This window comes from Streptomyces sp. L7 (assembly GCF_050990935.1).
Taxonomy (GTDB): domain Bacteria; phylum Actinomycetota; class Actinomycetes; order Actinomycetales; family Microbacteriaceae; genus Leifsonia.
Window position 1 is genome coordinate 1,263,498 of sequence record NZ_CP194644.1, and the last position, 19,845, is coordinate 1,283,342.

The 19,845-nt window shown below is 70.3% G+C and carries 20 protein-coding genes; 6 read left to right on the plus strand and 14 right to left on the minus strand.

The window, feature by feature from the left end; translation table 11 throughout:
- Window positions 1-281 precede the first annotated feature (281 nt).
- From ACR5MH_RS06370 to ACR5MH_RS06400, 7 genes are all read right to left on the minus strand, one after another.
- Complete coding sequence (locus ACR5MH_RS06370) at window positions 282-1,499, minus strand: Gfo/Idh/MocA family protein (protein WP_433862416.1); 1,218 nt, start codon at window positions 1,497-1,499, stop codon at window positions 282-284.
- Window positions 1,496-2,554 carry a Gfo/Idh/MocA family protein gene (locus ACR5MH_RS06375; protein ID WP_431346110.1) on the minus strand — a complete coding sequence of 353 codons (1,059 nt, stop codon included), beginning with the start codon at window positions 2,552-2,554 and terminating at the stop codon, window positions 1,496-1,498. Before ACR5MH_RS06375 ends, ACR5MH_RS06370 begins: the two co-directional genes overlap by 4 nt.
- Entirely contained in the window at window positions 2,551-3,402 is an 852-nt protein-coding gene (locus ACR5MH_RS06380) for a carbohydrate ABC transporter permease (RefSeq protein WP_431346109.1), read from the minus strand. The genes ACR5MH_RS06375 and ACR5MH_RS06380 overlap by 4 nt, the downstream gene beginning before the upstream one ends.
- The gene (locus ACR5MH_RS06385) at window positions 3,395-4,369 is read right to left on the minus strand and encodes a carbohydrate ABC transporter permease (protein WP_431346108.1); all 975 of its coding nucleotides are present in this window, start codon (window positions 4,367-4,369) and stop codon (window positions 3,395-3,397) included. Before ACR5MH_RS06385 ends, ACR5MH_RS06380 begins: the two co-directional genes overlap by 8 nt.
- Before the next feature lie 2 nt (window positions 4,370-4,371).
- The gene (locus ACR5MH_RS06390; RefSeq protein WP_431346107.1) at window positions 4,372-5,637 is read right to left on the minus strand and encodes an ABC transporter substrate-binding protein; all 1,266 of its coding nucleotides are present in this window, start codon (window positions 5,635-5,637) and stop codon (window positions 4,372-4,374) included.
- 116 nt (window positions 5,638-5,753) lie between these two features.
- Entirely contained in the window at window positions 5,754-6,944 is a 1,191-nt protein-coding gene (locus ACR5MH_RS06395) for a Gfo/Idh/MocA family protein (RefSeq protein WP_431346106.1), read from the minus strand.
- Window positions 6,941-8,155, minus strand: a complete 1,215-nt coding sequence (locus ACR5MH_RS06400; RefSeq protein ID WP_433862417.1) for an ROK family protein — start codon at window positions 8,153-8,155, stop codon at window positions 6,941-6,943. The genes ACR5MH_RS06395 and ACR5MH_RS06400 overlap by 4 nt, the downstream gene beginning before the upstream one ends.
- Window positions 8,156-8,393: 238 nt before the next feature.
- Between ACR5MH_RS06400 and ACR5MH_RS06405 the strand changes: the two genes are divergently transcribed.
- The gene (locus tag ACR5MH_RS06405; RefSeq protein WP_431346104.1) at window positions 8,394-9,500 is read left to right on the plus strand and encodes an AI-2E family transporter; all 1,107 of its coding nucleotides are present in this window, start codon (window positions 8,394-8,396) and stop codon (window positions 9,498-9,500) included.
- A gap of 45 nt (window positions 9,501-9,545) precedes the next feature.
- Window positions 9,546-9,737 (plus strand): hypothetical protein, encoded by a 192-nt coding sequence (locus ACR5MH_RS06410; protein ID WP_431346103.1) that lies wholly within the window; start codon window positions 9,546-9,548, stop codon window positions 9,735-9,737.
- A gap of 59 nt (window positions 9,738-9,796) precedes the next feature.
- On the opposite strand, the gene ACR5MH_RS06415 is transcribed toward ACR5MH_RS06410, so the two are convergent.
- A complete protein-coding gene (locus ACR5MH_RS06415) occupies window positions 9,797-10,480 on the minus strand; it encodes a class I SAM-dependent methyltransferase (protein ID WP_431346102.1) in 684 nt (227 codons plus the stop codon).
- Window positions 10,477-10,944: an SRPBCC family protein gene (locus ACR5MH_RS06420; RefSeq protein WP_431346101.1), complete on the minus strand. Its 468-nt coding sequence runs from the start codon at window positions 10,942-10,944 to the stop codon at window positions 10,477-10,479. The genes ACR5MH_RS06415 and ACR5MH_RS06420 overlap by 4 nt, the downstream gene beginning before the upstream one ends.
- A gap of 238 nt (window positions 10,945-11,182) precedes the next feature.
- Here ACR5MH_RS06420 and ACR5MH_RS06425 point away from each other — a divergent pair, with 238 nt between their 5' ends.
- Window positions 11,183-11,341, plus strand: coding sequence for a hypothetical protein (locus ACR5MH_RS06425; protein ID WP_431346100.1), 159 nt, complete (start codon window positions 11,183-11,185; stop codon window positions 11,339-11,341).
- Between the two features lie 179 nt (window positions 11,342-11,520).
- Window positions 11,521-11,799, plus strand: coding sequence for a hypothetical protein (locus tag ACR5MH_RS06430; RefSeq protein WP_431346099.1), 279 nt, complete (start codon window positions 11,521-11,523; stop codon window positions 11,797-11,799).
- On the opposite strand, the gene ACR5MH_RS06435 is transcribed toward ACR5MH_RS06430, so the two are convergent.
- The gene (locus tag ACR5MH_RS06435) at window positions 11,750-13,816 is read right to left on the minus strand and encodes a sigma-70 family RNA polymerase sigma factor (protein ID WP_431346098.1); all 2,067 of its coding nucleotides are present in this window, start codon (window positions 13,814-13,816) and stop codon (window positions 11,750-11,752) included. The two genes, ACR5MH_RS06430 and ACR5MH_RS06435, sit on opposite strands and share 50 nt — an antisense overlap.
- 347 nt (window positions 13,817-14,163) lie before the next feature.
- Between ACR5MH_RS06435 and ACR5MH_RS06440 the strand changes: the two genes are divergently transcribed.
- Window positions 14,164-14,436, plus strand: a complete 273-nt coding sequence (locus tag ACR5MH_RS06440; protein ID WP_431346097.1) for a hypothetical protein — start codon at window positions 14,164-14,166, stop codon at window positions 14,434-14,436.
- A 27-nt stretch (window positions 14,437-14,463) separates the two neighbouring features.
- Here ACR5MH_RS06440 and ACR5MH_RS06445 read toward each other — a convergent pair whose 3' ends face one another.
- Window positions 14,464-14,814, minus strand: coding sequence for a hypothetical protein (locus tag ACR5MH_RS06445; protein ID WP_431346096.1), 351 nt, complete (start codon window positions 14,812-14,814; stop codon window positions 14,464-14,466).
- A 183-nt stretch (window positions 14,815-14,997) separates the two neighbouring features.
- Between ACR5MH_RS06445 and ACR5MH_RS06450 the strand changes: the two genes are divergently transcribed.
- Window positions 14,998-16,491 carry a DUF5979 domain-containing protein gene (locus ACR5MH_RS06450; RefSeq protein ID WP_433862418.1) on the plus strand — a complete coding sequence of 498 codons (1,494 nt, stop codon included), beginning with the start codon at window positions 14,998-15,000 and terminating at the stop codon, window positions 16,489-16,491.
- 53 nt (window positions 16,492-16,544) lie between these two features.
- Here ACR5MH_RS06450 and ACR5MH_RS06455 read toward each other — a convergent pair whose 3' ends face one another.
- The 3 genes from ACR5MH_RS06455 to ACR5MH_RS06465 form a co-directional block, all read right to left on the minus strand.
- Window positions 16,545-17,168, minus strand: coding sequence for a class F sortase (locus tag ACR5MH_RS06455; RefSeq protein ID WP_431346093.1), 624 nt, complete (start codon window positions 17,166-17,168; stop codon window positions 16,545-16,547).
- Window positions 17,169-17,202: 34 nt separating this feature from the next.
- Window positions 17,203-18,168, minus strand: coding sequence for a class C sortase (locus ACR5MH_RS06460; RefSeq protein ID WP_433862419.1), 966 nt, complete (start codon window positions 18,166-18,168; stop codon window positions 17,203-17,205).
- A 90-nt stretch (window positions 18,169-18,258) separates the two neighbouring features.
- Window positions 18,259-19,764 (minus strand): SpaH/EbpB family LPXTG-anchored major pilin, encoded by a 1,506-nt coding sequence (locus ACR5MH_RS06465; RefSeq protein ID WP_431346090.1) that lies wholly within the window; start codon window positions 19,762-19,764, stop codon window positions 18,259-18,261.
- Window positions 19,765-19,845: the final 81 nt, after the last annotated feature.

Below are 19,845 nucleotides of genomic sequence, written 5' to 3' on the forward strand. Positions count from 1 at the left end.
GGGGAGCGACTGCTCGGCAGGCGCACCGTCGTGCCGAATTTCCTGCTGCTTGCTATACATTTCACAGATCCCGGTCGAAACTCGACATGTAACGGGAGTACAGACAGCGGAGTAACTGTGAACGCAATACTCGCCAGCGCGACATCCATAGTGGCAACCGCTGCCCTGACCTTCATGGCCGCCCCGGCCAACGCAGAAGAAGCTTCACCCTCATCCGCCAGCAGTTCGGCGCGCAACCTCTACTCTGCTTGGGATGTGAACCCCAACGGCACGCCTGTGGTCTACACCGTCTCCATGACCGCGACAGTCAAGGCCAACGGCACGATCAACGGTTTCGGATCCACCGTGGGATAGTCACGGCACCAGTTGAGGTCGGCCCGCCGAGCACTGAGGTGGGCCGACCTCGCGCGCCGCCGCGAGCAATTGGTCAACGCACACCCCTCACCCGACGGGGTCACCGTCCCACCGGCCGCCGCCGATCGCCGCGCCGCGTCGACCACCTGCAGCGTCCGCAGACCGACCGCGCCATCCGGAGCGGCCGGTCGTCCGGCACGCACAGCGGAGACGAACTCCTCGAGCATGGCCGCGTCCAGATCGTCTCCCGTGGGGACCCACACCGGCCCGTCGGCGGTCTGCCCGCCGACGTGGCCTGCGAACGGCGCGATCGTCACCGAGCCGCGCGTGCCCGTCACCTGGAACGTCAGCCCGCCCCAGGTCGGCGCGGCGTCCGGGACGCTCCACGAGCAGTCGATGGTCGCCACCACGCCGCTCGGGTACACCGCGGTCACCAAGCCGCCGGTCTCGACGGGTGCCCCCGGGTGCAGGATTCGGTTGGCGACCGCCCGCACTGTCGCCGGCTGCTCGCCGAGCAGTTCGTCCAGCAGGTCGGCGCAATGGACGACGTGGTCGACCAGTGCCCCGCCGCCCGAGAGCGCGGAATCGGTGAACCAGGCGCGGTCGGCGGGGAGTTTGCCGTTGTTCGTCCCCTTCACCGCCAGCACCGTTCCGAGCAGCCCCGACCGCACCCGGTGCAGGAGGTCGGCGAACGAGGGGGCGAACCGCACCGGATACGCAGTCATCAGGGCCACCCCGGCGCGCTCGGTCGCGGCCAGCATCGCCTCGGCGTCTTCGACCGTGGTGGCCAGCGGCTTCTCGCAGAGGATCTGCGCCCCCGCCGCCGCAGCAGCCTCCACGAGCGCGCGATGGCGGACGTTCTCGGCCGTGACGATCACGGCGTCCGGACCCCAGGCGAGCGCGTCTTCGTACGTCGGCAGGTAGCGCACGCCGAGCTGCTCGGCGAGCGCGCTCCCGCGGAGTGCGGCGTCCGGCGCCGACGCGCCGTCCGGGTCGGAGACGACGAGCTCCACGTCAGCGCGGCCCGAGAGCGCGCGGCAGTAGCCGATCGCGTGCGTGTGCGCGAAGGACAGCACCGCCACCTTCAGCGGACGATCTGCGGGGATGACGCCCACGGTCTTCTCCTCGTGAGTGGGGATGGTCATGCGCCGACCACCTCGGCGAAAGCTTCGGCCGACGACAGGTCCAGCTCCACAGGCAGCCCGGTGCGCAGCGACTCCATCGCGGCCTCGGCCAGCGCCACGGCGCGGACGCCGTCCTCCGGCGTGACCCGAGCAGCACGCTCCTCCATGATGGCCGCCACGTAGTCGCGGAGCTGCGCGGTGTACGGGCTCTCGGCGTGGACGGGCGGCGGCAGGTAGCCATCGGCGTCGTGTGCCGACGGGACGTCGACCCGGGACGGCGTCAGGGCGGAGTCGATCGCGAGCGTGCCCGCGGACCCCGCGAGGTCGGCGCTGGTACGGAACGGCAGCCCGCGCGCTCCCCAGGTGCCCTGGAGGTGACTGATCGCCCCGGCCGCGTGCGTCAGCACGACGTGCGCGGTGACCGTGTGCGGCTCGGCGGCGTCCCCGCCCGGCGCGCTCTGGACCGCGTACACGCGGACGACGTCACCGGCGAGCCAGAGCGCCTGGTCGAGGTCGTGGATCATCTGGTCGCGCACGATCCCGCCGCCACGGGCCTCGTCGTGGAACCAGGTGCCCGCCTTCGGCGCCTCGCCGCCGCGCACGAAGCGCAGCACCGCCGGCACGCCGATCCGGCCTCCCGCGATCTCGCGCTGCACCGCCGCGTACTCCGGGAAGTACCGCACGACATGGGCGGGGAACAGCCGGACCCCGGCCTCCCGCGCCGCGGCGACGACTTCCACGGCCTCCTCGACGGACGCGCCGAGCGGCTTCTCGCAGATCACGTGCTTCCCCGCGCGGATCGCGGCCAGGGCGAGCGGCGCGTGACTGGTGGTCGGGGTCACGATGTCCACGACGTCGCTCGCGGCGAGCAGCGCGTCGAGGTCGCCGGCGACGGCGAAGCCGTACTGCGCGGCGAGCGCCTCGGCGCCCTCGTGCGAGAAGACGGTGACCGCGGCGCCGAGCGCCCGCCAGCCGTCCGCGTGGACGCGTGAGATGCCGCCGGCCCCGATCAGGCCGACTCGAAGGGTGTTCACGGTGTGCCTCTCTGTCGTCGTCGCTGCGGCCGCCGGCGTCATTTCAGACCGGAGAACGCGATGCCGTCGATGACGCGTCGTTGCATGAGGAGAAAAAGGATGAGGACCGGCGCCATCGCGAGCAGGCTCGCAGCGAGCAGCAGCGGGTAGTCCGGGATGGAGCGCTGGCTGGTGAGGGTGGCGATCCCCGGTGCGAGCGGCATCTGCGTGGAGTCCGTCGCCACGATGAGCGGCCAGAGCAGATCGTTCCACGACGCCAGCACCGTGATGATCGCGAGCGCGGACAGCCCGGGCTTGGCCAGCGGCAGCATCACCTTCCAGAACACCTGGAAGTGGTTGGCGCCGTCGAGCCGCGCCGCCTCGGCGAGCTCGTCCGGCAGCCCGAGGAAGAACTGGCGCATCAGGAAGGTGCCGAACGCGCTGAAGATGCCGGGCGCCGCGATGCCCGCGATGGTGTTCAGCCAGCCGAGCCCCTGCACGATCTGGTACTGCGGCAGCAGGTAGACCTGCGGCGGCACCATCAGGATGGCCAGCACCAGGGCGAAGATCGTCCGCCGGAACGGGAACTCCATCCGCGCGAACGCGTAGCCCGCCAGCGAGCACAGCAGGAGCTGGCCGACGGTGCGGATGACCGTGACGGCCACCGACACCCAGAGCTGGTTGAGGAAGGGGAGCTGGTCGAACACGTGCGCGAAGTTCTCGAAGTGCAACGTCCCGGGCCAGACGGTCGGTGGGACGGAGGTGACCTGCGCGTTCGTCGCCAGCGACATCAAGATCTGCCAGACGAACGGGAAGATCATCAGCAGCGATGCCACGATGAGCACCGCGTGGGTCAGGCCGTTGCCGCGCGTGCGGCCGGGGCGCGGCCGTGCGATCACCGAGCTAGACATAGTTCACCCACCTCTTCTGCATCCGGAACTGGAGCATCGTGAACGCGCCGACCAGCACCAGGATCGCGACGCCGACCGCCGCGGCGTAGCCGTTGTCCCCGGTCTGCTGGTGGGCGAAGAACAGGTACACGAGCGACTGGGTCTGGTTGATCGCCGGGTTCTGGGTGCCCATCAGCGCGTAGAGCAGGTCGAAGAGCTGGAACCCGGTGATCACGGTGATGACGGAGACGAAGAAGATCGATGGGCTCAGCAACGGAACGGTGATCGAGAAGAACTGCCGCGCACGGCTCGCTCCGTCGATCGAGGAGGCCTCATACATCTCCGGCGGGATGCTGCGCATGCCGGCCGAGAGCACGATGAGGTTGAACCCGAGCGAGATCCACACCCCGACGACGCCGACCGCGAAGAGCGCGAACCACTCCGTGCTCAGCCAGTTCGGACCCGTGATGCCGATCCGCGACAGCGAGTAGTTGATCACGCCGAAGTCGCCGTTGAAGATGATCCGCCAGACCATCGAGATGGCGGCCGGCATCGCGACGTACGGCAGGAAGAACGCCGTCCGGTACGCGGCGGCGAACCGCAGCCCCGGCCGGTTGATCAGGGCCGCGAACCAGACCGCCAGCGGGATGCCGACGAGCAGGATACAGACGTAGATGAGCGTGTTGAGGATCGCCCGCCAGAAGTCGGGGTCGGCCAGCATCGTCTGGTAGTTGGTGATCCCGCTCCAGGTCGCGCCGCCGAACGCGCCCCACGTCGTGAAGCTGAAGTAGGCGTTGCGGAAGATCGGCCAGATGTAGAACACCAGCACGCCGAAGAGCAGCGGCCCGACGAACAGGAGCGCCCACCAGCCGTCCTTGCGCAGGCCGCGGCTCCTCCCCCGATGCGTCGCGCGCGGTGCGCGAGCGCCTGGGGTGGCGGGCGCCGCCTGCGCGGCGCCCGCTCCCTTCGTGATCGTCTGAGTGGACATGGTCACTCTTTGGCGAGGTCCGCGTTCATCTGCTTGGCGAGCTCCTTGGCGACCTCGTCCACCGGCTTCTTGCCGCTGAACGCGTCGGGCAGCAGGTCGCTCTCCGCCTTGTTCCAGGCTGCGGTGTTCTTGGAGATCGGGTACGGGTACGCGTAGTCCGTCGCCGCCTTCTCGAACACGCTCAGGTCCCACGGCGCCGAGTCGACGAACGCCTGCTGGGTGCCGTTGTAGGCCGGGTTCGCCGCGCCCATCTTCGCCTGGGTCTGTGCGGCCTCCTTGCCGCCGAGGTAGTTCTGGAAGGCGATGGCGGCCGACTTGTTCTTGGAGTCCTTGGCGACGACGTTGGCGAGACCGTGGATGACGGTGGCCTGACGCGCTCCGGTCGGCAGCGGCGCGACCGCGATCTGGGCCTTGACCGGCGAGCTCAGCAGTTCGGCGTTCGACCAGGTGCCCGACCAGAACATCGCCGACTTGCCGTTGATGAACCACTGGTCCTGCGGGGTGTCGGAGAGCTGCGCGAGCGACGGCGACGAGCCGTCCGCGATCAGGTCGCGCACGAATTGGAGGCCCTTGATCGACTTCGGGTCGTCGTACCCCGACTTCTTGCCGTCTGAGGAGATGATCGAACCGCCGGCCTGGAGGATGGTGTTGTAGTACATCTCCTGACCGCCGCTGAGACCGCTGGCCTCGCCGTAGATGCCCTCGCTCTTCAGCTTGTCGGAGATCGCCTTCGCCTTCTGGTGGAAGTCGTCCCAGGTCCAGCCCGCGGTCGGGTACGAAACGCCCGCCTTGTCGAAGATCGCCTTGTTGTAGTAGACGGCGATGGTGTCGAAGTCCTTCGGGACCCCGTACTGCTTGCCGCCGTACGAGTAGAGCGAGTCCAGCGCCTTCGGGTAGTTGGCGGGGTCGATCGCCGAGCCGACCGGCTCCAACATCCCGTTGGACGCGTAGAGCTGGAAGTTCGGCCCGTTCATCCAGAACACGTCGGGCAGCGTCTTGGACGAGCCTTGCGTCTGCAACTTGGTGAAGTAGTTCTGGTACGGGGTGATCTGCGGCGTCACTGTGATCTTCGGGTACTGCTTGTTGAAGTCCTTGATCAGGGCCTCCATCGCAGGCTTCTGGTTCACGTCCCAGAACGCGTAGGAGATGCTGGCCGAGAGATTATGATCGGCAGGGGCATCGGACCCGCTGCCAGTGTTGGACGAGCATCCGGCGAGCACGACTGCGGACGCGACCGCGGCCGCGGCCGCGAGCAGGGCTTTTCGCATTGGTTTCTCCTTTGAAATGTGGTGTCGGTGCTTTCCCGGGTCGGCGACTTGTCCTCGCCGGCCCGGTCTTTCCTTCGGTGCGGGGTGCTCCGCGGTGCGCGGAGCGCGGGATGTCGCTACAGCATGGCGACGACCCGCTCGTCCGCGGCCGGCACGGCACGGGGCCGGGAGCCGTCGCGGAGCGATTCGGTGGCCGCCACGGCGGTGGCCACAGCGTTGCGCGCCGCAACCGCCGACGTCGTCGTCGCGGTGCCGTCGCGCACGAAGCCCACGAACTCGGCGATGGTGAGCCGATCCGCGTCTCCGTGCCCGCCCTCGTCGCCGAGCACGCTGTACTCGACGTCGCCTGCGGGGTCGTAGGTGGTCCGGCGGTTCCAGACGCGGACGACCGCGCCCTCGGTGTCGCCGAAGTTCTCCAGGCGCCCCTCCGTGCCGATCACGGTGTAGTTGCGCCAGTAGTCCGGGGTGTAGTGGCACTGCTGGTACGAGGCGTAGACCCCGTTGTCGAGCCGCATCGTGATCATGGAGATGTCCTCCACGTCGATCACCGGGTTGAGCTCGCGCTGCGTCAGCGGCGGCCAGGAGTCGAGTGAGAACCAGTCCGGCATCGCCCGGTCGGAGTTGTCCCTGCGGTCGTCGATCCCGCCGTAGACAGTCAGCCCGCCCATCCCGGTGACCAGTTCGGAGTATCCGCCGGCGAGCCAGTGGATGATGTCGATGTCGTGCGCGCCCTTCTGCAGCAGCAGGCCGTTGGACTTCGCCCGCTCCGCGTGCCAGTCCTTGAAGTAGTAGTCGCCGCCGTTGCCGACGAAGTGGCGGCACCAGATCGCCTTGACGTCGCCGATCTCGCCCCGCCGGATAATGTCGCGCATGGTGCGCACGACGCCCATGTGCCGCATGTTGTGGCCGACGTAGAGCCGGGTGCCGCTCTCGGCGGCGGCCGCGAGGATCGCGTCGGCGTCGGCCACGTCGATGGCGAGCGGCTTCTCCAGGTAGACGGCGATCCCTGCGCGCAGCAGGTCGACCGCGATCTCCGCATGCGTGTGGTCGGGAGAGGTGACGAACGCGGCGTCCACCGCGTCGCCTGCCGCGATCAGCTCGCGGTGACCGGCGTAGGTCGCACGCGCGCCGAACGTCTCGGCTGCGCGCTCGCGCGCCGCCGGCGACGGGTCCACCACGGCGACGATCCGGCCGTCGCCGCTCTCGACGGCGTGGCGGGCGATGCCCGAGCGCGCGCCGGCGCCGATCACAGCCAGGCGGAGCACCCGCTTCGCGGCCTCCACGCCGATCGTCTCCTGAACGGTCATCTCCGTGATCCCTCCACACTCTCCCGCGCCGCCAGAGCCTGCGCCCCGGCCACGTCGATCTCGGGCTCCGGCATCCCCGGAGCCAAGTACAGCCGCTCCATCGCCTGGCCGGAGGCCAGCGCGAGAGCACCGAGCACGACCGACTCGGCGCCGAGCTCGGACTGGATGATCGACGGCCGCACGGGCACGCCGATCTCGGACATCACCGCCGCGCGCAGCGGCCGGAGCAGCTCCTCACCGGCGCGCGACAGACCGCCGCCGACGACGACCACGTCCGGGTCGACCGCCATGGTCACGGTCGCGATTCCGGTGGCGACGCCGCGCACGAACGCCTCGATCTCCGCGATCGCGGCCGGGTCGCCCTCGGCAGCCGCCCTGAAGACGTCCTCACCGGTTGCGGCGGACTCCCAGCGGAGCTGCCCGGACTCGTCCACGTGCAACGAGAAGACGCTGCCGCCGATCTCACCCGCGGCGCCGTGGCGCCCGCGCCGCAGCTTGCCCTCGATGATGAGCCCCATCGAGATGCGGTGGCCGGCGAAGAAGTACGCGACGTCGTCCACCAACCGGGCGGCGCCCATCCGGTGCTCGGCCAAGGCGGCGAGCCGCATGTCGTTCTCGATCGTGACCGGGCAGCCGAACTCCTCGCTCAGCCGGCCGCCGATGTCGACGCCCTCCCAGTCGGGGAAGTTGTGCGACACGGCGAGCCGGCCGTCGGAGCCGACCATGCCGGAGACGGCGACGGCCATACCCGACAGGCGGGACAGCCGGCCGATGTCGATGCCGGCGAGGTCGAAGCAGGCGTGCACGGCCTCCTTGACGCTCTCGAGGCGGCCCGCACCGACGAAGGTGGAGTCGATGTCGCGCTGATGCCAGGCGACGATGCTCCCGGTGAGGTCGGCGACGACGACGCGGATGCGGTGGATGCCGACATCCACCCCGACCAGGAGGCCCGCGTCGGCGACGAACTCGAAGATGCGGGCGGGCCGGCCCGCCCCACGGCCGCCGTGGGTGTGCTCATCGATCATGCCGACGAGCCCGCGCTCGCGCAGCAGCGGGAGCGTGGCCTCCACCGTGGGCCGCGAAAGGCCGATGCGCTCGGCGAGCTGGGCGACGGTCGCGCGGCCCCCGTCGCGCAACGCGACCGCGACGCGGGCGCTGCTCGCGTTCGTCAGTCGCACGTCGTGCATCGCGCCGCTCTCGCCCGGGACCATCGCAGGACCTCTCCGTCCGATTACAAAGAAAATGACTTTTGTAATTGCTTTCGGACAGTGAAGCACGCCCCACGAGAGAAGGTCAAGAGCGGATTATCTACAAACAAAGTGACTTGCGTATTCCGGGGCGCCGGGACCCGCTCCGGCTGTCGGCGCGCGTCGGTCTTGTCCTCCCCGACCACCCGCCAATACGCTCGGCGGAAGGCGTGAAATACGCCGACGACGAGAGGCGGGACCCATGCGTTTCATCCAGCCGCCGGAGCGGCGCGCGCAACCGCACGCTCCCGACACCGGCAGCGCGCCGCTCATGAAGCGCAGCCCCCTGCTCTTCGGCTTCGTCGTCACCCTCGGCGCGCTCGGGGCGGTCGCCACCGGCTACATGCTCTACGGCCTGCGCTCGATCATCTTCTCGGTCTTCCTCGCGGCCTTCGCGACGGTCGGCCTCGACCCGCTGATCCGCTGGTTCCAGCGGCACGGGATGAAGCGCGCGTGGGCGATCGTGACGGTCATCCTGCTCATCGTCGGCGTGCTCGTCGCGATCGTCTGGGTGGTCGTCCCGCTCATCGTCCAGCAGATCACGAACCTGGCGACGGCCATCCCCGCCGAGGTGTCGAGGCTGCGCGCGGCGGGCTGGTTCGACCCCACCAACGCGGCCAGCAACGGCGTCCTCGGCCAGGCGCTCACCTGGATCTCGGATCAGGTGAAGAACCCGCAGACCTGGGCGAACATCGGCAACGGGCTGGTCGGCTTCGGCCTCTCGGTGCTGAACGGCTTCACCACCGGCTTCTTCATCGCCATCCTGACGATCTACTTCATCGCGTCCTACGACTCCACCAAGGCCTCGCTGTACCACCTGGTGCGGCGCTCGAACCGCGACCGGTTCACGGGCTACTCCGAGCGGATCCTGCAGAACTTCGGCAAGTACCTGAGCGGGATGGTGATCCTCGCGTTCTTCAACGCCACGTACAGCCTCATCCTGCTCCTGATCACCGGCGTGCCCGGAGCGTTCCTGATCGCGCTGGCGGCGTTCTTCATCACGCTCATCCCGCTGATCGGAACGGTGCTCACCACCGTGCTGATGACCGTCCTGGCGCTGATCCACTCGCCGGTCAGTGCCGTCGTCGTGCTGGTCTTCATGCTGATCTACATGCAGGTGGAGGCATACATCCTCACCCCGAGGGTGATGGGCAAGGCGGTGCAGATCCCTGGCTCCGTCGTGCTGATCTCGGCGCTCGCCGGCTCGACGCTGTTCGGGCTCCCCGGAGCACTGGTCGCCATCCCGATCTCCGCCGGCATCATCCTCATCGTCAAGGAGGTCGTGATGCCCAGGAAGGATCGCACGTAGCGGGCGCAGAGTCCGTCCACGGACGCTCGGTTCGTCCAGCTCGACGTGACCGACGACGCCTCGATCGCGCGGGCCGCCGACGGGATCGACCGCGAGTTCGGCCGCCTCGACGTCGAGGACGGCGCGGAGCCCAGCGTCCACCTGGCGACACTGCCCGACGACGGGCCGTCCGGCGTGCTCTGGGGGCACCTGTGGCGGCAGGAGGGCGACGGCGGCTACGGCGTCCTGCCCTGGTAGCCGGGTCGGCCGCGGGATCCGCCCCCAACCGGCAAACCGTCCACCGGGTGCCGTCCCCCTCACCGGGAGGCCGTCTCCCCCGTGCCCGTTCCGGCCGCGAGGAACGCCGTCCCGAAACACAGCTCCTCCCACGCCGGGTCCCCCAGCCCCTCCCGCATCGCCGCGCGGATGACCTCCCACGGCCGGCGCCCGATCCACTCGTCCAGGGAGGCCGACCTCCCCACGGCCGCGATCCCGAGCCGCGTCAGCCACGCCGGGGTGCGGTCGGGCTTCTTCAGGTCGAGCACCGCCCATCGGCCTCCGCGCACGAGCGCCGCGGCCCCGTGCGCGACGACGGCGCCGCAGTCCGGGACCTGCGTCAGCGCGTACGTGGACAGGATCGCGTCCACCCCGTCCGGGAAGACGAACTCCGACGCGTCGGCCTGCACCAGCTCCACGTTCCGCCAACCGTGCGCGGCGACCCGCGTCCGCGCGCGATCGAGCATCGCGTCCGTCAGGTCGACCCCGATGAGCCGCCCGCCCGGGCCGATCGCGTCCTCCAGCAGCGGGAAGTTCAGCCCCGTGCCGCAGGCGACCTCCACCACGGTCGCGCCGGCGCGCAGGCCGAGCGCCCGCACGGTGCGCAGCCGCTGCGAGCGCTGCGGGTAGCCGGGAACCGGATACAGCCGCGAGGTGAGATCGTAGTGCGCGGCCTTCCGCCGGTAGACCTCGATCAGACGCTCGGCGCCCTCCACCCGGGTCATGCCGACCCCGCGCCCGCCTGCACGTCGGCCTCCACCGCAGCCCGGATCGCGCCCATCTCGATGTCGCTGGTGCGTTGGATCCGGCGCCGGAGGATGCCGGGTGGGATGAGGCGCATGACGTTCGCGAGGTCGACCTCGACCCACATGATGGTGTCCGTGCTGTCCTCGCCCGCCGGCAGGATCTCCATCCCCCAGCGCGCCGGCGACGACCCGATGGTCCCCGCGAACGCCATCGTGTGCGGCGCGTCGACGGAAGTCACCCGCTCGCTGCGGGGGTGCTCCTGCCGGAAGTCCCGCGCCCGCTGATCGATCCACCCGCCGGCGACGAGCGGCCCGCCGCCCCGGACGCGGCAGTCGAGCACGGTGGGGGCCCACTCCGCCCAGCGCCCGACATCGGACAGGTAGTCCCACACGTCCCGGACGCTGCCGGCGACGACGATACGGCTCTCGGTGCGAATGGTCATGGGTGGCGCCGCGGGGTCGTCACGGCGTGCGTCCTCCTGTCAGGTACACGGGGTGAGCGGGTGGATGGTTCACAGCGATCGGCCGTGCCGGCTGCGCGTCATGCCCGGTCACCAGCGGACTCTCTTTCCGTGATGGCATCGTCCCCTATCGGATGCCGGCCGAGCCCGCGGCGTGGGCGACGCGCGGGACATCCCGACGACGATCGAGCGCGCCCCGTACCCCCACGCGAGAGAAATCATGGCCACAGAGAACGAAGAGACCGTCACGGTTCCCCATGTCGAGCGCATCCTCGGCCACGTGTCCGCCGAGTGGGTGCTGATCTCGTGCGACTGCCCGATCGGCGAGGACCACTCGTACGCCGAGTGGATCGCCCGCTTCGGCGCACGCGACCAGTAGGCGCGTCGTCGGGATCGTCCCGCGGGCCCCGCGTCATACCGGGCTCCGGGCGCGATCTGCATGGTGGGGCCGGGTTCGCGGCCCCGACGGGTCGTGTGCTGAGGGCCGCGGATCACCCACCAGGGCGCCGGCTCCCACCACGCCGGCGCCCGTCCACCTCGAAGGTGAAGCGGAGAACGATGAACGCACCCCGGGCGCACGCCCTGCTACGGATCCTCCGTCGTCGGAGGCCCGTCGGCGACGATGTCGAGGACGAGCCGGGAGACGGCCCGATCGAATCCCTGGGTCCGGCCGACGTCCTCCGAGACGGGCCCATCTTCTGGTCCCAGTGCCTGGTCTGCCCGTGGGAAGGAGAGGGCCGCTTCCTGCATATCGCCGCAGCGATCGACGCCGCCCAGCACAACCTGGTCATCCATCAGACGCCGCTGCCGGAACCGACGGACCTCCCTGTCCCGTGAGGTCCGCGGGAAGTGTGGAGATGACGAGGAGCCCCTCCCGGCCGGCGTCCGCGTAACGCACAGACACCACCGTGAGACGGGACGGCGTGCCGGCCGGGAACTGCGCCACGAAGTCACCGTCGGAGTCGAGCACCTCGGACTGCCACGCACCGTCGCCGGCAGCGACCGAGATCGTCGCGCCGGGATCGCCGCTCACCGTGACGACCTCCGTGCCCGCTCGAACCGTCGTGGACACGGCCGGGGCGCGAAGAGCGATCGTGGTCTCGACCTCCGGCGACGTCATGCCGTCCGCCTGCTGCCGCACGCCGATCGCGTTGGACCCGGCGACCACTCCACGATCGAGTTCGAGGACCCAGTCGCCGGACGCGTCCGCCGTCGCCGTGCTGGTGGACCCGCCGGCCGTCACCGCGACCTCTGCGCCGGGGATCGCGGTTCCCCGGAGGATCGGAAAGAGGCGGCCGTCTCCGGCGTCGATGAGAGTGATCTGCGGGCTGCCAGGAGGCCGCTTCAGGCTGACGCTCGTTGAGGACGGCAGGCTGGTGTGCTCGCCGAGCGACGCGACGGCTGAGACAGCGTACGTCCCGTCGGCCAGGGCCGAGACATCGAGCGTCGCGGTCCACCCTCCTGAGGCGCTGGACACGGCGCGAGCTGAGAGCCGGGCGGCTCCCGCGCCGGCAGCGATCGTGATATCGACGGTGGCGCCAGGGGCGGCAGTGCCGGTGAGTTGCAGAGCGTCGGCGGGAGCGTCGACCGTCGAAGCGAGAATGGTGGGCGGAGCCAGGAGCGGTGCGCTGACCGGTGCGCCGGGGACCGAGATCGGCGGCAGCGGAGCACTCGTCGCGAGCTCCGCGGTGGTCTCCGCAGGCGCGGGGGCGGCTACTCGGGACCGAACGGGCGGGCTCGGCTCCGGCGATGGCGCGGGCGAAGGCGGGGACGAAGGCCCGGGCGATGGCGGAGGCGTCGGCACGGACGGTTGCGGACGGTTCGGGGCTGCGCTCGCCCTCGGCGGTTGGATGCCGCCGGCGACGGGCGAGATCTCGATCGGCCGGGGAGGGGCGATCGCGAGAGCCGTCGCGACGACGGAGGCCGCGACCGCCGCCGCGGCCGTGATCAGTGCGACCGCTGCGGCGCCGTGGGTCGCCGCGTGCGCTGACGCAGCGTGCGTGCCGTTGCCGGCGACGCCGAGCGTTTCAGCCGAGGCCGGCGCTGCGGACGCTGTCGACAGCCAGCTCGTGTAGGCGGCCGCGCCGCCGACGCCGGCGATCAGCGGCAGGAGCACGAAGCCGATGTGGCGGTTCGCTTCGCTGGCCTCCTCGGAGATCAGGGTGCAGTCGAGGCAGCCTTCGAGGTGCTCGTCGAGACGCCGTTGAGCGTTCTTCGTCAGACGTCCCCTCAGCCGGGCACCGAGGTGTTCGATCGCCCAGCGATGCTCGGAATGCTCCGGAACGGTCGCCAGATGAGTCTGGATCCACGACGCCCGCAGCCCTTCCCTGGCGCGGTACGCCAGCGCCGCGACGGCGTTCGGGGTCATCCCGAGAAGCGGTGCGACATCACGCGGCGGCATCGACTCCACTTCGGTGTACCAGAGGACTTCCTGCCACGCCTCGGGGAGTGTGCGGAAGGCTTGGGCCGCCAGCGACTTGTTGAGGGAGTGCAACTGCCCCTCCTCCGAGAAGCGCTCATCCTCGAAGACGTCCGGATTCTCGATCGTGATCTCTCGGGACGCGCGGCCCCAGCCCCTGGCCGTGTTCCTGATCGTCGTGAAGAGGTAGGGCCGAAAGCCTGTCGTCGGTCCCCCGCCCCGGGCGATCGTCGCGTAGATCCTGGCGAAGGATTCCGAGACGAGGTCGTCCGGGTCGAACGTCGCGGTGAACGAGCGCGCGACGACGAGAGCGGCCCGGTAGTGGCGGCGCCAGAGCTCGGAGTACGCCGTGGTGCTGCCGGCGCGCGTCGCGGACAGCAGCTCGGCGTCGGATCGGGTGGCGACGGCGGGGTCGTGATCTTTCGGGCGGGACAACGGGATCGGTCTCCAGGTCGGCTGTAGAACAGGCGCAACGGGTGCGCGCCTCCGATTGAGGGAGTCCCGTCGGCCCGGATGATGACGCGCCGGCCGGCCCCGAAAATTCACACGCGCAGACGCGTCATTTCGAGCCGCATCCGCTGTCGTGACCATCGCGGGGAGATGACGGGAGAGGTGTGAGACACATCGGACGGCGCCACTTGGCTTTGGTGGGAGAGGGCTTCGACCCGCGGGTCTCGACGCCCGAACACGCGCTGCAACGACTGCGTCGCGTGATCACGGCGGAGTACATCGAGAAAATGCCCGGATTCGTCACACTCCGACAGCTCGCCGGCTTCTGCGGGATGGGCGAGCAGGAACTGCGCCTGCGCCTGCGTGCCGCGCCGGCCCAGATCTATCTCCGCGACGGCGTCCACGGCGTATTCCCGGAGGAGTGCGCCGAATTCCTGGACGACGTCCGGCTGCTTCGGCTCCCCCTGCCGAAACCGGAGCCCGCGATTCCGCTCGAGTTGATCGGCGTGTCGATCGAAGCCCTGCGCGAGCTGAGCCGTCGCGCGCAGATCGAGGAGTCCACGATCCCGGAGTACCTCGACCGTCTGCTCGATGTGGACCTGTGACCGGCGCCCCGGCGATCGGCCGGCGCGTCAGAGCGTGGCGACGTCGATCAGATGTTCCAGCGCCCCGTACGCTCGGCTGGCGCCGGCGCAGCGCCTGAGGTCACCGGCCACCGCGTACGACGCCACGACCGCCGCCACCGCCCCTGCGGCATCCTCCAGCGCGCGACGGTACGCCGGGTGGTCCGCCGGACCGTGCGCGGCCGTCGCCGGCGTGCACTGGCGCGCCGGCACCCAGGCGTGCGCATCCGACGCGGGGTCCAGGAGCAGGCACACCAGACCGAGCGTGGCGTCCTGGGCGATGACCATGCCTCGGATCGCGTGACCTCCGCTGGCCCACACCAGGATGTCGCCCGCAGGCGGCCACTCGACTTCCACCATCGTCACCTTCGTCCTGGTCGCCGACCGAGTCGGTCCTTCACCAGTGCAGACGCGGGCTCCCGACGATTCTGACGACCCGCGCCGGGTGAAAACACGGGTCGGGTCCCCGTCATGAAACCGGAGCGCGGGAATCACCTCGGTGAGCGCCGCTTCGGCGCGGAACCCCGGAAAGTTGGTCTCACAGTGCGAACGTCCCTGCGGACTGCGGCGGTCCTGGCCGTCTCGATGTGTTTGTTCGGCATCGCGGCCGCCGCCGATGCCGCCCCGCCCTACGCGACCGAAGCGACGGTGTCGGACATACGGTTCACGTCCACCGAAGCGACCTCCGGAAGCCAAGCCGCCATCCAGGCGGACTGGTCGTTGCCGGACAACCCGGCGACGCCTGCCGGCTTCTCCGTCCCGCTGCCGACCGAGCTCCAGGGACGCACGGATGCCTTCCCGCTGACCGACAGCGCCGGCGCGGTCGCCGGCCAGTGCACGGTGACCGCGACCGAGCTGTACTGCGACATCGACAGCGCGTACATCCGATCGCATCCCCTCGATCTGCACGGCACCTTCCAGTTCTGGGTCACCGTGCTCACCCAGGTGAGCCAGAGCACGCCGACCACCTACACGGTCGACGGCCAGGCCACGACCGTCACCGTCACGCCCCCGCCGACCAGCACGTGCACCCAGGACTGCGCCTTCCCGGGCCGCCCGGACAGCAAGTGGGGCTGGTACAACTCCGCCGACGGCACCATCGAGTGGGACGTCTCGATCGGCGCCGGAGCGAGCGGGATGGCCGGCGGACTGTCCGTCCAGGTCGATGACACGCCCGGACCGAACCAGCAGCTCGTCACCTCGACCGCCTCCGGGACATTCCCGATGATCTACCGCACGAACCAGGTCGCGTACGGCGCGGACGGCTACCAGACCACCGTCGGATGGCAGCTCATGGACCCGAGCATGTACACCGTGGACTCCGCGGGAAGCGTCACCTTCACCACCGACGCCGGCTACTTCTACGACATCCACTTCGCCACCAAGCCCACCGACGCCGGCCAGGGCGGGACCAGGACCTACACGAACCAGGCGACCATCACCACCGACGGCAGCAGTTCCGCACCGGTCAGCGGGACCGTGGTCTACGAGGGCGGCCACGGAACCGCTGCCGGTACCGCCGTCGGTCGGTTCGCCGTCACCAAGCACGTGAACTGGCCGAGCGCCCCTGTCACGGGTCTCGCCTTCACCGGCACCTACACCGTGACCACCCCTGAAGGCGCGACGGCGTCTGGGACCTTCACCGTCGCGGACGGTGCGACCTGGACGAGTCCGCCGTTCGAGACCGGCTCCACCGTGCACCTCACCGAAGACGCGCCGACGGGGGCGGCCGGTCTGCAGTGGGCCTCGCCGACCTTCTCGCAGAACGGCTTCGGCCTCGGAGACGGCACGGTGGATGCCGTTACGTTGACGAACACGGCGACGCTCGTGCACTCGGTGAGCCCGCCGGCGCCGGTGTCCGGCACCCAGGCGACGCCGCCCCCGACGTCGCCGCCGTCGCGTAGCACCATCACTGCACTCGCGCACACGGGAAGTTCCTTCGACCCGGACGCGGTTTTCGCCGCGCTGGCCGCCGTCCTCGTCGGGGTCGCCGCCGTGGCGCTGGCCTCCGTCAGGGCACGCCGTGTCCGGCGGTAACCGGCCGGGCGGGCGGCGGCGGGTACCGATGACCGGACTCGGCGGCCCGTGGGTCAGCCGACGAGTTGCGCCGTGATGACCATGTTGTCGATCGACTCGGTCTGGTCGGGAACCTGCAGGCAGGTCAGGAGCACGAGTCGTCCCGGCGCGTTCGCCCAGATCCGGGCGTTCGTGTGGACGTCCGGTTTGTAGGCCTTCTCCGCTCCGGTGACCCGGTAGTGGAGTCCGGCGACGTAGACATCCGCGCCGGCCTTCAGCGATGAGGTGCCGGCGTCGACGTCGATGAGGTAGTTCCCGGGGCAGACCGCTCCCCCGCGGCAGGAGTGCATCACCACGAACACCGTCCCGGACGCGGCGTGGGACGGGCCGGCGCCGTAGTTGCGGACGAGGTAGGCAGAGGAGAAGCCGGGCGGGTCGATGACGCCGTCCACCTCGTTGAGCTCGCCGAGCGGCACCGTCAGGCCGGTGGCGGGGACGCGCAGCGTTCTGCCGGCGACCTGCGCGACCGCGTCGGTCTTCTCCCGCACCGCCTCGGACGGTTGCGGCAGGACCACGGGGGCGCCGCGCATGTCCTTCGGGTAACTCTGCTCGGTGAGGACGGTCGAGACTGTCCAGCCGCCGGCGACGACCGCGGCGACGCAGAGCGCCCCGGCCACCGCGATACGGACCGGACCCACACGACGGCGTCTGCGCCGGTGTCTGAGCCGCGACTCAGCCACGGGCGGCCCTCGGCCTCCGGACCCGGCGGGTGCTCTTCGAGACACCTCTGGGCGCAGCAGTGGCGCGACGACGGCGCTGGACGGAGCGCCCGGACCACCAGACGTACGCGGCTGCGGCCGCGACCGTGGCCGTGAGCGCGACGGCCCACCACGGGAACCCGGGCCCGATGGGCCACTCGGCGCCGGCGGCGACCGCGGTCTGCGGCGCAGGGGTCACGCGCTCCCCCGTGACCAGGATGCGCTGGCTGTTGATCCCGATCGGGGTGCAGGTCACAAGGGTGACCAGGTCTTTCCCCGGTACCGGGGCGAGGGTCTTGGTCTGATCGGGGTCGACCACCTTGATGTCGAACACCCGGTAGGTCAGCGTCTCGCCGAAGATGTAGAGGGAGAACGTGTCACCGTCGACGACTTTGTCGAGGTTGGTGAAGAGGGTGGCGGAGGCGAGTCCGCGGTGGCCGGCGAGGACGGCGTGGGTGCCCGGGCCGCCGACGGGGAGGGAGCTGCCTTCGAGGTGCCCGACGCCTTCGGCGAGGGTGGCGTCGCTGGTGCCGTGGTAAATCGGGAGGTCGGCGCCGATCGAGGGGATGGCGATGCGGCCCATGAGTCCGTACGGGTCGGCCGCGAGCAGCCTGTCGTAGTCGAATCCGCTCGGAAGCGTGGCGCCGGTGGCGACCGGGATGCGCTCGTCCGCTTTCACGGCGGCGCCGCTCTGGAGCGCGGCGTTGTAGGCGTGGGCCTGCTTCAACGCGGCGGTGCGGCTCGCCGGTCCGAGAACCTTGACGGCGTCGCCGTACGTCGCGATCCGCTGGGCCTCCTGGATCGAGGTGAACCAGCTCGCTGTCGACGGGTACAGGGCGACGCTCGCACCGAGCACGCTGAGGACGGCGATCACCGCGGCGAGGGGCGAGAGCCGCCAGCGTCGTCGGGCGCGGCGCTCTGGCGGGAGTGCGGAGGTCATCGGGGTCGCTCCTGAGCTGTTCGTACGAGAAAGGTGTGGAGGTGGCGGAGCGGGTCAGCCTCCCCGCCGCGCCACCTCCACGGTGGACGGCTACTGCTGGGCAGCGCCGGCCGTCACCTCGTCGGCATCGGCCCGGCGGCGACGGACGACGAGGATTCCTGCGGCGGCAGCGAGCGCCAGGAGGGCGAGACCGCCCACCACGAACACGGCGGTCCCGCTGGAACCGGTCAGCGGGAGCGCGATCGGCGGCGTCTGCGGGTCGGTGACGGTGATCGTCGGGTTCGCGCTGCCCGGTGCGACCGTCACCGCGTAGCCGCCGGCGGCCTTGGCGAAGGCCGGCGCGACCGTGTAGCCGGCGGGGGCCTGCGTCTCGACGATGTAGTAGGTCAGGTCGGCTCCGGTGCCGTCGGTCTGCGCCTTGAGGCCGTTGATCGCGACCGTACCGCCGGCGTCGGACGTGAACGTGGTGGCTCCGCCCACCGACACGGGGCTGGTGAGGCTGCTGGCGTTCGCCGACGACGTGAAGACCTGGAACTGCGCCCCGGAGAGGGTGTTGCCGTTGGGGTCGACCTTGCGCAGGGTGACATCGCCCCAGGTGTCCTGCACCGAGTTCGAGGGCGTCGTGATCGGTTGCGTGGTGGAGGACTGGATCGTCTGGTTGGCGACGTTCTGGATCGTTCCGGTGCCGACCGCGTTGACGACCGTCGGGATCTTCGCGGTGACGACCGCGCCGGGGTTCGCCGTCAGGAGGGTCAGCCCGGCCGGGGTGAAGGTCACTGTGACCGTCTGGCCGGACACCGCGACCGTGTAGTCCGCCGCCGGGAGCGAGATCGCCGTGCCCGTGGACGACGCCAGCGAGACGGTCACGTTCGCCGCGGCCGGCGGGGTGAGCCGGGAGTCCAGAGCGTCCGCGATCGTGAACTGGGTCAGCGGGTCACCCGCCTTCTGGTTGGGCACCGTGGCCGCCACCGACCAGTTCACGGTCGATCCGAGACCGTAGGCGCCGGTGTCGTCGACCGTCTTGACCGGTGCGCCCTGCACCGTGTTCTTCGGGTAGACGTAGACGTTGCTGAGCCAGTTGTTGCTCTGCGGCAGCGGCAGGGTCACCAGGAAGGGCTGGCCGAGCTCGGTGCCGGCCGGGGCGCTGGTCTCGGTCACCTCGTACACGGAGGGGGTGGACGTGGAGTAGGTCGTCACGCCGCTGCTGTTCGTCTCCGTCAGGCTCGCGGCTGTCCCGGTGGTGTATGTGGTGCCGCCATTGACGACCTGACCGGAGGCATTCACCGTCAGGCCCGCGGCCGTGGTCCAGCCGGCGGCCGTGGTCAGGTCGACGCCGTTCACCGGCGCGATGCTGAACACGACGCCGGGGATCGGAGTGAGGCTGCTCACGTTCTGCTGCGTCCCGTTCGTCGGGGTGCCGCCGGTCGCCGGGTTCGCCAGCTTGGTGATCGTGAGTGTGTACGGACCGGCCGGGACGTTGCCGGTGGCCGCGTCGGCGGGTCCGGCGATGGCGGCGACCCCGACCAGCGCGAGAGCGCCGGCGCCCAGGAGGGCGCCGATCCGGCGCCTCCGGCCACGGGTGGGTGCGTTGTTCATGGGTGGGTTTCCTGTTCTTCCTGGGGTGGGGAATCGTGGGGTGGGGTGGGGTGGGGAATCGTGGGGTGGGGTGGGGTGGGA